The 11,025-nt window shown below is 44.4% G+C and carries 8 protein-coding genes; all 8 read left to right on the top strand.

The window, feature by feature from the left end; translation table 11 throughout:
• Positions 1-389: 389 nt before the first annotated feature.
• Positions 390-1,211 (top strand): sugar phosphate isomerase/epimerase, encoded by an 822-nt coding sequence (locus GNE10_RS06955; RefSeq protein WP_185564227.1) that lies wholly within the window; start codon positions 390-392, stop codon positions 1,209-1,211.
• Positions 1,212-1,489: 278 nt separating this feature from the next.
• Entirely contained in the window at positions 1,490-2,245 is a 756-nt protein-coding gene (locus GNE10_RS06950; RefSeq protein ID WP_185564226.1) for an SDR family NAD(P)-dependent oxidoreductase, read from the top strand.
• 265 nt (positions 2,246-2,510) lie between these two features.
• Entirely contained in the window at positions 2,511-4,853 is a 2,343-nt protein-coding gene (locus GNE10_RS06945) for a glycoside hydrolase family 31 protein (RefSeq protein ID WP_185564225.1), read from the top strand.
• A 381-nt stretch (positions 4,854-5,234) separates the two neighbouring features.
• Positions 5,235-6,476, top strand: coding sequence for a M20 family metallopeptidase (locus tag GNE10_RS06940; RefSeq protein WP_185564224.1), 1,242 nt, complete (start codon positions 5,235-5,237; stop codon positions 6,474-6,476).
• Positions 6,477-6,696: 220 nt separating this feature from the next.
• Positions 6,697-7,740: a uroporphyrinogen decarboxylase gene (gene hemE / locus GNE10_RS06935; protein WP_185564230.1), complete on the top strand. Its 1,044-nt coding sequence runs from the start codon at positions 6,697-6,699 to the stop codon at positions 7,738-7,740.
• A 27-nt stretch (positions 7,741-7,767) separates the two neighbouring features.
• Entirely contained in the window at positions 7,768-8,754 is a 987-nt protein-coding gene (hemC, locus tag GNE10_RS06930; protein WP_185564223.1) for a hydroxymethylbilane synthase, read from the top strand.
• A gap of 244 nt (positions 8,755-8,998) precedes the next feature.
• Positions 8,999-9,898, top strand: coding sequence for an alpha/beta fold hydrolase (locus GNE10_RS06925; protein ID WP_185564222.1), 900 nt, complete (start codon positions 8,999-9,001; stop codon positions 9,896-9,898).
• Positions 9,899-9,969: 71 nt separating this feature from the next.
• Positions 9,970-10,998 (top strand): oxygen-dependent coproporphyrinogen oxidase, encoded by a 1,029-nt coding sequence (gene hemF / locus GNE10_RS06920; protein ID WP_185564221.1) that lies wholly within the window; start codon positions 9,970-9,972, stop codon positions 10,996-10,998.
• Positions 10,999-11,025 lie beyond the last annotated feature (27 nt).

Below are 11,025 nucleotides of genomic sequence, written 5' to 3'. Positions count from 1 at the left end.
AGGGGAGGTTTTGGCTTTAGACAAAACCGGGGTGGGGTGACTCCGGATTAATTAGTAATTGAGTAAGTTTGCTCTAACGTCATTACAAGGGTTTTACGTTAAGTTGACACCAATGGCGAAACGCCCACCCCACAAGAAGTAGTCGATTATTTTTTTATTTGCAAGTCCCTGAATATTTCCTTGCTGCTAAAAAAATTAACTATCTCCTGTTTTTCTCTGTGTTTTTTGCGCCTAGAGCGGTTTGTAAAAAACTTATTATGATGAACGAACCGCCAAGGAATAAGAAATCAAAAAAATTGTTCCAGTGTCACAAAGAAATACAATTACTTTGCCAAAAACTAAGCCAAATACAAATTCACAATCTAAAATCTAGGATCCAAAATTCAAATATGTCAAATAGCATTACCCTACCAAATATTGGTTGTGCAGCTTGGGGCTGGAGAGAAGTGGAAATACCAGAATATTTTCACACAATCAGCAACCAAGGTATTCGTTCAGTAGAAGTTAACGCTCACCCCCAAGCACCCAAACATCTTTTAAATGATGGTGACGATGAATCAGTTTCCAAAATAGCTACTTGGGCACAAGAAGCAGGAGTAGATATTATCTGTATAGCTGGACGAAATAATTTTACAATTCCAGAAGCAGCTGATTTAGAGAAAGAAATTCAAAGGATAGAACGTTTCGTTGATATAGCACAACAACTAGGAGCAAAATTCGTCAGATTATTGTCTGGGGATCACAGAAACGATCATATTCTTCCTGATGTTTTTCCTCGACTGCATTATGCCTTCAATCGTATCGGAGATTATGCCGAAAAGCGAGGAATTAAAATCACTATTGAAAATCACGGCGGCCCCACAGCAACAGGACAAAGAGTTGCCAGAATTATGGAAGGCATCAAAAGTCCTGCGGTTGGCGTCAACTACGACCCCGCGAATTTTTTGAATCAAGGAACCGATCCATTGATGGCATTACGTTACATCCTTCCTTGGGTAAACTATAGCCATTGGAAAGATGTTAAATGGACTAACGGTGGCCCTCAATTCTGTGCCTTTGGCAAAGGAGAAATTGTTTGGCAACCGATTATCCAAGAACTATTAAATGCAGGTTACCAAGGATATTGGGTAGTTGAATATGAAGAACCATCAGACGTTGAAGATGGAACCAAAGAAAGCATAAATAACTTGTGTAAAATGCTGGGAATGTAAGAAATTAGAAATCAGAATTCAGAATTCAGAATTCAGAAGCTAGAATCCAGAATTCAGAATTCAGAATTCAGAAGCTAGAATCCAGAAGCTAGAATCCAGAATTGAGGATTGAGAGTTGATAATTATAAATACTCCCAACTCCCAACTCCTAACTCCCAACTTCTAACTCCCAACTTCTAACTCCCAACTTCTAACTCCCAACTCCTAACTCCTAACTCCTAACTCTCAACTCCCAACTCCCAACTCCTAACTATTTTTCATCAAAGGTTAGCAATTAAATGTCATTTTCTCTAGATGGACATGTCGCTTTGGTTACAGGAAGTTCTGCTGGTTTGGGAAAAGCGATCGCCCTGAAATTGGGACAAGCCGGTGCTAAGGTAGCAATCAACTACAACAACAACGAATCGCGGGCAAAACAGGCTTTGGCTGAATTAGAACAGCAAGGTTGTCAAGCAATTTTAGTGCGTGGGGATGTCACCGATGAAGCAGAGGTGACGGCTATTTATGAAGCGATCGCCACACAATTTGGTGCTGTAGATATTTTGGTATTGAATGCAACCGGAAACCAACCGCAAATTCCCTTTGAGGAATTCACTTGGCAAGATTTTCAAACAATGCTTGATTTTTTTGTCAAAAGTCCTTATCTACTGACTCGTATTTGTTTACCTGTAATGAAGGATAAAAAATGGGGACGAATTATTAATATCAGTAGTGACGTTTGTTTTCGCGGTGTAAATCACTCTAGTGCTTACGTGACTGCTAAAAGTGGACAACTGGGATTCACACGCAGCATGGCCACAGAACTCGCACCCTTTGGAATCACAGTTAACGCCGTTGCTCCAGGGTGGATTCCTGTAGAACGCCATGAAAATGTCCCCCAACAAAAAAAAGATGCTTACCAAGTGAGAATTCCCATGCAGCAATGGGGTACTCCAGAGGATGTTTGTGAAGCAGTGCTTTACTTTGCTAGTCAAGAATCCAAGTTTGTCACAGGACAATATTTATGTATTAATGGTGGCTTTACACTTATGTAAATGTACTTGATTTAATTTGGCTACTTCCTTCCACCATAAGATTATCTATACTCTTCCTTTGCGTCCTTTGCGTCCTTCGCGGTTCGTAAAAAAAATAGGTATTACTGATTTAAAAGTCTCACGCAAAGCCGCAAAGGCGCAAAGAATAAGATACCTGAAAACGTATGTAAAAATTTGTCTATGGTATGCCTGAAGATACAAGCTTTTTGGCAGTAATTTATGTAATTCTCGATTGGGAAAAGTAGTTATTTTAAAATCAGGGATTATGCCGCAATACTTTGGACAACTGCACACAAAAGAACCGGCTTGGTCAATTTTAGGAGCAGTACAATCAATAAAACAAGATGAGGGTCATATCCTCTTCAAATGCGGCATTCCCTGTGTGAAGATTAGTATCCTAGCACCGAACTTAATTCGGGTAAGGATGACACCAACGGGTGAATTTTTACCCAGGCGATCGTGGGCGGTGGCACAGGCGGATGAAGAATGGTCTAAGGTGCCGTTTGAAGTACTAGAAAAAGCAGAGACTATAGAAATCGTAACCGAGCAAATGTCTATTGTGGTCTCCCGCGATCCTTTTCGTATCCAGTGCTTCGACTCAGCAGGAGAGCTTTTTGCCGAAGATGCAGACATCGGTATGGGGTGGCGGACTGGTACTATTGCTGGGTGGAAACGGATAGAAACCGACGAACATTTCTATGGATTTGGTGAACCCACTGGCTTGCTAGATCAGCGATCGAAAGTGAGAACTAATTGGACAACTGATGCGATCGATTTTGGGATCTTGACAGACAGTATGTATCAGGCGATTCCTTTTTTTATCGCCTTGCGTCCGGGTTTAGGCTACGGGCTGTTTTTCAATACTACTTTTTGGAGCCGATTCGATTTGGGTGCCCAGCAGCCCGGAGTTTGGCGGATGGAAACTCAAGGAAGCGAACTCGATTACTACATAATATATGGGCCGGAACCAGCAAAAATTATCCAGACCTACACCCAGCTAACCGGACGGATGCCCTTACCACCCCGATGGGCGTTAGGTTACCACCAGTGTCGCTGGAGTTATGAATCACAGGATATAGTACAGAAAGTGGCGCGGGAATTTCGGCAACGGCAAATTCCCTGTGATGTTATCCATTTAGATATCGATTATATGAACGGCTACCGGGTTTTTACCTGGAGTCCCAAGCGATTTGCAAATCCTCAAGAATTAATGCAAAATCTCAAGGAAAATGGCTTTAAAGTAGCGACAATTGTTGAACCTGGGGTGAAGTACGATCCAGAGGCAGATTACAAAGTCTTCGATGAGGGATTCAAGAACAATTATTTTGTCCGTAAAACCAATGGTCAGTTATTTCACGGTTATGTTTGGCCTGACAAAGCTGTGTTTCCTGATTACCTACGCAAAGAAGTCCGAGATTGGTGGGGAGGTTTGCTAAAAAGCCTAACTGATATTGGCGTTGCCGGCATTTGGAATGACATGAATGAACCCACACTAGACGATCGCCCATTCGGTGACCCTGGTAAAAAAATAGACTTTCCCCTCGATACAGCACAGGGTTCTGGTGATGAAAAAACTAACCACGCTGAAACCCATAATGTCTATGGGTTAATGATGGCACAAGCATCTTATGAGGCAATTGTCAAATCCCGTCCCACAGAACGCACATTTTTCTTGACGCGTTCGGGATTCGCAGGGATTCAGCGTTGGTCAGCAGTATGGACTGGAGACAATCAATCTCTGTGGGAACACTTAGAAATGTCCATACCAATGCTTTGCAACTTGGGATTATCGGGCATTGCCTTTGTGGGTAGTGATATTGGAGGCTTTGCGGGAAATGCCACACCGGAACTATTTACTCGTTGGATGCAGCTAGGAATGCTTTACCCCTTCATGCGGGGACATTCAGCATTGACCACAGCACAGCATGAACCTTGGGCATTTGGCGATCGCGTTGAAAAAATTTGCCGTGAGTACATTCAACTCCGCTACCGACTACTACCGTACATCTACACCCTCTTCTGGGAAGCCGCAACCACAGGCGCACCAATTCTGCGTCCCCTACTTTATCATTTTCCCAACGATCCCCAGACTTTCAGTCTCGCAGACCAAGTAATGCTTGGTTCATCATTACTAGCAGCACCAATTTGTCGTCCCGGCGTTCAATATCGTGCTGTATATTTACCTGAAGGCCGGTGGTATGACTGGTGGAGTGGTGAAGCTTTCACAGGCCCAACCCACATATTGGCACACGCACCACTTGAACAAATGCCATTGTACGTCCGTGCTGGCTCGATTATCCCCATGATACCAGTCATGCAATATGTAGATGAACGTCCCATAGACCAGATCAGGCTACGGATTTGGAAGGGCGTAGGTGAGTTTACCCTTTATGAAGATGACGGCCACACATTTGAGTACAAAACAGCAGCCTTTTGCACAACAACTTACCGTGTTAATTCACAAGAACAACGAACCATTGTTGAGATTGAAGCTAGAGAAGGTGAATTTTCACCTCTAAAGCGTGAAATCATTGTGGAATTAGTCGGCGTTGGCGAACAAAGTTTTATTGATGATGGTACTCCACATCAATTAGAGTTTTCTACCTAGTGGTCTGTCCTAAAAGTTTTGAAAGGTTAGTAGTAAGCACTTCAGTGCTTAAAAATCAAGGACTAAAGTCCTAACTACAAACTTATTTATCTCTCAGAACTAATGGGACAGACTACTACTCTGTCAACCGTCAACCATCAACCCAAAAAATGCGTGGCAGATTGCGTTACAGTGGAAAAATAACACAAATCATACCATTTCTTTGTGAGGCTGCGCCAAATTTTCTTTCTTTGTGCCCTTCTCTGACGAGACGCTGCGCGGATGCGCCCTTTGCGGTAGCCTGCGGCAAGCCGCTTTGCGTCTACCTTCCTCATATAGTTTGGCACATCTTCATACAGAATTGGTATTAGCTCTGCTGAAACTACTTTGTCTTAATTAATAATGGTTTCTACTTTTCCCAACCCTTTTTCTGTTGACTTATCTCGAATTAGACTTTCAATCCGCTCATTGCAACCACAATTGATAGAGTGGCGGCGGCGATTACATCAACAACCAGAGTTGGGTTTTCAGGAAAAACTAACTGCTGAATTTGTCTCACAAAAGTTGCAAGAATGGGGAATCGAACATCAAACTGGCATTGCTCAAACTGGTATTGTTGCTACCATTAAAGGCAAAAAATCAAATCCAGAATCCAAAAGCCACAATCCCAAATTACCAGTTTTGGCAATTCGAGCCGATATGGATGCTTTGCCAATTCAAGAACTTAACGAAGTGCCATATAAATCCCAGCATGATGGAGTAATGCACGCTTGTGGACATGATGGACATACTGCGATCGCTTTAGGTACAGCTTACTATTTACAACAGCATCGTCAAGATTTCTCCGGTACGGTGAAAATGATCTTCCAGCCAGCCGAAGAATCACCAGGAGGCGCAAAGCCGATGATTGAAGCTGGGGTGCTGAAAAATCCTGATGTTGACGCAATTATCGGTTTGCATTTGTGGAATAACTTACCTTTGGGAACTGTAGGTGTTCGCAGTGGTGCGCTGATGGCGGCTGTGGAGTGCTTTAACTGTACAATTTTGGGCAAAGGTGGACACGGCGCACTACCCCATCAAACTGTGGATTCCGTTGTAGTTGCAGCTCAAATTGTCAATGCCTTGCAAACTATTGTGGCTCGAAATGTGAATCCCATTGATTCAGCTGTGGTGACGGTGGGCGAACTTCATGCTGGAACGAAGCGGAATGTAATTGCTGACACAGCAAGAATGAGTGCCACTGTTCGGTATTTTAATCCAAATTTTAAAGGCTTTTTCCATCAACGCGTTGAGCAAATTATCGCCGGAATTTGTCAAAGTCAAGGTGCGAAATATGAATTAGATTATTGGTCACTTTATCCACCAGTAATTAATGATGTGAAAATAGCTCAGTTGGTGCGTTCTGTAGCAGAAGAAGTGGTAGAAACTCCATTGGGAATTGTGCCAGAATGCCAAACTATGGCGGCTGAAGATATGTCATTTTTCTTGGAAGAAGTGCCTGGTTGCTATTTCTTTTTGGGTTCTGCCAATGCAGAGAAAGATTTGGCTTATCCCCATCATCACCCCCGGTTTGATTTCGATGAAACGGCCTTGGGAATGGGTGTGGAGATATTTGTCAGATGCGTGGAGAAGTTTTTTAGTTGAGGAAAATTAGCTGTTTTCAATCAGTATAATCTAGGACTTACGCAATAACTCTCTGAAACCATTATTCCTTTGTGTCCTTCTCTGACGAGACGCTGCGCGAATGCGTCCTTCGCGGTTCGTTTTTCCGTTACCTGTGCGTAAGTCCTATGTATTAAACGAACAATCTCAATTCATCCTGCGTTTATGCAACGCCCAAATTATTCAATCTAGGGAGACATACATGGGAAATTATACATTACTGCAAGCTGCGCGGGGTGAGGTACTCGATCGCCCTCCGGTATGGGTGATGCGGCAAGCAGGTCGCTACATGAAAGTTTATCGAGACTTGCGTCAAAAGTATCCTTCCTTTCGCGATCGCTCCGAGAACCCTGACTTGGCTGTGGAAATTTCGCTGCAACCTTTCCGCGCCTTCCAACCAGATGGGGTGATTATGTTTTCCGATATCCTCACACCGTTGCCTGGTATGGGTATCTCCTTTGACATTATCGAAAGTAAAGGGCCAGTATTCGACCGTCCAATCAGCAGCCAAGCACAAATTGACGCCCTGACTGCCCTCGATCCTGAAGCTTCTTTACCCTTCGTGCGGCAAATCCTGACGACGTTACGTCAAGAAGTGAACACTCAAGCTACGGTTTTGGGCTTTGTGGGTGCCCCTTGGACGTTAGCGGCCTATGCAATTGAAGGCAAAAGTTCCAAAGACTACGCCATCATCAAGAAAATGGCTTTCTGTCAACCTGCAATGCTGCATCAATTTTTAGGGAAACTGGCAGATGCGATCGCAGTTTACGCCCGCTACCAAATTAATGCCGGGGCCCAAGTCATACAACTGTTTGACTCTTGGGCGGGACAACTCAGCCCTGAAGATTTCCAAACCTTATCTCTACCTTACCTGCAACGGGTAGTGCAACAGGTGAAAGCAACTCACCCCGACACCCCCTTGATTTTATATATCCACAACAGTGCCGGCATCCTAGAGTTAATGGCGCAATCCGGTGTTGATATCGTCAGCGTAGACTGGACTGTAGATATGGCAGTAGCGCGCCAGCGACTCGGCCCAAATATTGGAGTCCAAGGAAATATCGATCCCTGCGTATTGTTTGGCCCTCAAGAACTGATCCGCCAGCGCATTCTCGACACCATCCGCAAAGCCGGGAACCAAAAGCACATTCTCAATCTCGGTCATGGAATTTTACAGAACACTCCCGAAGAGAATGTTGCTTTCTTTTTTGAGACAGTCAAACAGCTCAGCTACTCCTCAATATAATTCCTCAAAAAATTTCAACTCAAAGGTATGACTTCAGTTCAACCCGCTTCATCTTATATTGCCAGTCCCCGCCGCACCATCCGCATCGGTTCCCGTAAAAGCCAACTCGCACTGGTGCAAACTTACTGGGTTCGAGAACAACTCCAAAAGCAGTTTCCCGATATTTCCTTTGAAGTCCACACCATGTCCACCCAAGGCGATAACATCTTGGATGTGGCATTAGCCAAGATTGGCGATAAAGGACTATTCACCAAAGAATTAGAATTGGGAATGCTCAACCAGGAAATTGACTTTGCAGTTCACTCTCTCAAGGATTTGCCTACTTGTTTGCCACAGGGGTTGACTTTAGCAGCAGTAACAGAACGGGAAAACCCCGCAGATGCTTTAGTGGTGCATGAAAAGCACAAAGATAAACAAATCGATACATTGCCAGAAGGGGCAGTCATCGGTACTTCTTCCCTGCGTCGCCTCGCACAATTGCGTCACCACTTCCCCCACTTTACTTTTAAGGACGTGCGCGGCAATTTAAATACCCGCTTAGCAAAGCTGGATAATGGAGAATACGATGCGCTGATTTTGGCCGCTGCAGGTTTGCAGCGATTGGATATGAGCGATCGCATTCATCAAATTCTACCCACCGAACTTTCTTTGTATGCCGTCGGCCAGGGAGCATTAGGAATAGAATGCCGCGCTGACGATTTACAAGTGCTGTCATTACTCAAAGCCATCGAACACATCCCCACCCGCGATCGCGTTTTAGCCGAACGTGCATTCCTACGAGAACTAGAAGGCGGTTGTCAAGTACCAATCGGTGTTAATACGCAGTTAACTGAAAATAAATTAACATTAACAGGCTTAGTAGCCAGCGTAGATGGCAAACGTCTAGTCAAAGATTCAGTTATCGGCACTGCTAGCGAAGCCGAAAATTTAGGTATCCAATTAGCTCATAACTTGCGCCAACAGGGAGCTACAGAGATTTTGGCGGAAATTTTCCAAACAGTCCAACGGGGTTAAAAACGTTGACTGATGACTGATGCCGGATTTCTCACCACATCTTTTGAAGTCTGGCTCTTGAGGCAGGGGAAAAGGTTAAAAGGTTAAAGGGAAAAGGGAAAAGGGAAAAGGGAAAAGGGAAAAGGGATAAATTTAATCTTTCCCCTTTTCCCAATGCCCAATGCCCAATGCCCCATGCCCTTTACCCCAGTCAACAGTCAACAAGTTTCGATTTCATATCATTCCTGTAGAGGAGGAATTTATCATGTTCATTCCACTCGGTTTTGTTCAACGCTCTGTTTTAATTAGCTTGGGAAAGATGGCTTATTACACTAACCAAGGTGAACTTTGGGCAACCGATGGAATGGGCGATACGCTATCCGAACGGGAAACTTTGATATTTTTCCACGGTATTGGAGGCGGAGCATCTGCCTACGCTTGGTCGAAGGTGTATCCAGCATTTGCAGGAGATTATAGAGTTTTGGCCCCCGACTTAATTGGCTGGGGGCGATCGGATCGTCTCGAACAAACTTATCTGCCAAACGACTACATCACGATGCTGATTGAGTTCATCGAGCAGACGTGCCAACCTCCGGTAACAATAATTGCTTCTTCCTTAACAGGAGCATTTACGATCCGAGCAGCAGTCCAACGTCCCGACCTGTTTAAATCACTTATTCTGACGCTTCCCTCAGGTATCAAAGACTTTAGGCAATACTACAGCAATAGCTTTTTTGCTCAAATTGCCAGTCTTCCTATTCTCGATCGCGTTCTTTACACAGGACAAGTCAGCAATTTTGGCATTCGTGATTTTTTTGAGCGAGTGTTTGCTCGACCCAATCGTCTTTCTCCCGAAATTGTAGAAGCTTTCGTGCGATCGGCAGAGCAGCCAAATGCCGAGTATGCCGCCCTATCATTTTTACAAGGTAACTCATCCTTCGATCTATCAGAATACATTCCAAAATTAACAACACCTACCATCTTTATTTGGGGAAGCCAAGCAAAGTTTACAGGCCCCGACGTAGGCCGTCGCCTTGCGAATCTCAATCCCCAAGCCATTAAAGCATTTATAGAACTAGAAGATGTCGGTTTGAATCCAGAACTGGAAGTACCAGAAGTAATCATCGGATTGATTCGCAAGTTTTTGCCTGTGTTAGGGCAGTAAATTCTTGAGATCCAGTCAACAATCAACAATTAACGCTATCCCCAGCCCAGTTATTCCCAGATAAAACCACTATGAAAACTACTTTAACTGCTCCAGTAACTCAATCCAAACCTCTCCCCCCAGTTGATGCCAAGGCTAGGGTGAGCCTGTTGATGCGACAGTTGCAAGACGAAATTTGTCAGGGTTTGCAACTTTTAGATGGAGTTGCCAAATTTCAAGAGGATGCATGGGAACGACCAGAAGGGGGCGGTGGTAGATCCCGCGTCATCCGCGATGGTGGAATATTCGAGCAAGGTGGAGTTAACTTCTCGGAAGTCTGGGGTTCTCACTTACCGCCTTCAATTTTGGCACAACGTCCAGAGGCCAATGGACATCAGTTTTATGCCACTGGAACTTCAATGGTATTGCATCCGCGCAATCCTTACGTGCCAACTGTTCATCTCAACTACCGCTACTTTGAAGCTGGCCCGGTTTGGTGGTTTGGCGGTGGCATCGATTTAACGCCTTACTATCCATTTGTTGAAGATGTAGCACATTTTCACTTGACATTAAAGCAAGCTTGTGATGAGCATCATTCCGAATATTATCCAGTGTTTAAACCCTGGTGCGACGAGTATTTTTATCTCAAACATCGCCAAGAAACGCGGGGCGTTGGTGGGATATTTTTTGACTATCAAGACGGTGAAGGTGAGCTTTATAAAGGCCCCGACGCCAAAGGAGTAGCGGCAAACTACAGCGATGGCGTTGGCAGACCACAAACGCGCAGTTGGGAGGAATTATTTGCATTTGTGCAGGATTGTGGTAGAGCTTTTTTACCTGCTTACACGCCAATTGTCCAGCGGCGGCAGTCAATGGAGTATGGCGATCGCCAACGCAATTTTCAATTATATCGGCGCGGACGCTACGTTGAATTCAATTTAGTTTACGATCGCGGCACAATTTTCGGACTGCAAACCAACGGACGCACGGAATCAATTTTGATGTCTTTACCTCCATTAGTGCGTTGGGAGTACGGCTATCAACCAGAACCCAATACCCCAGAAGCCGAGTTATACGAAGTATTCTTAAAGCCTCAAGATTGGGTCAACAAAAAGGATTAGGGAATCGGCAGCCGGGAGTTAGTAAAA

It is taken from the genome of Nostoc sp. 2RC (genome assembly GCF_014222165.1).
GTDB lineage: Bacteria > Cyanobacteriota > Cyanobacteriia > Cyanobacteriales > Nostocaceae > Nostoc > Nostoc linckia.
This window is presented reverse-complemented; position numbering and strand designations above follow the sequence as displayed.

What these genes read in the sequence shown, in the direction of transcription:
- GNE10_RS06955 (WP_185564227.1), top strand. Translation starts at nt 390, where the DNA reads ATGTCAAATAGCATTACCCTACCAAATATTGGTTGTGCAGCTTGGGGC.
- GNE10_RS06950 (WP_185564226.1), top strand. Translation starts at nt 1,490, where the DNA reads ATGTCATTTTCTCTAGATGGACATGTCGCTTTGGTTACAGGAAGTTCT.
- GNE10_RS06945 (WP_185564225.1), top strand. Translation starts at nt 2,511, where the DNA reads ATGCCGCAATACTTTGGACAACTGCACACAAAAGAACCGGCTTGGTCA.
- GNE10_RS06940 (WP_185564224.1), top strand. Translation starts at nt 5,235, where the DNA reads ATGGTTTCTACTTTTCCCAACCCTTTTTCTGTTGACTTATCTCGAATT.
- hemE (WP_185564230.1), top strand. Translation starts at nt 6,697, where the DNA reads ATGGGAAATTATACATTACTGCAAGCTGCGCGGGGTGAGGTACTCGAT.
- hemC (WP_185564223.1), top strand. Translation starts at nt 7,768, where the DNA reads ATGACTTCAGTTCAACCCGCTTCATCTTATATTGCCAGTCCCCGCCGC.
- GNE10_RS06925 (WP_185564222.1), top strand. Translation starts at nt 8,999, where the DNA reads ATGTTCATTCCACTCGGTTTTGTTCAACGCTCTGTTTTAATTAGCTTG.
- hemF (WP_185564221.1), top strand. Translation starts at nt 9,970, where the DNA reads ATGAAAACTACTTTAACTGCTCCAGTAACTCAATCCAAACCTCTCCCC.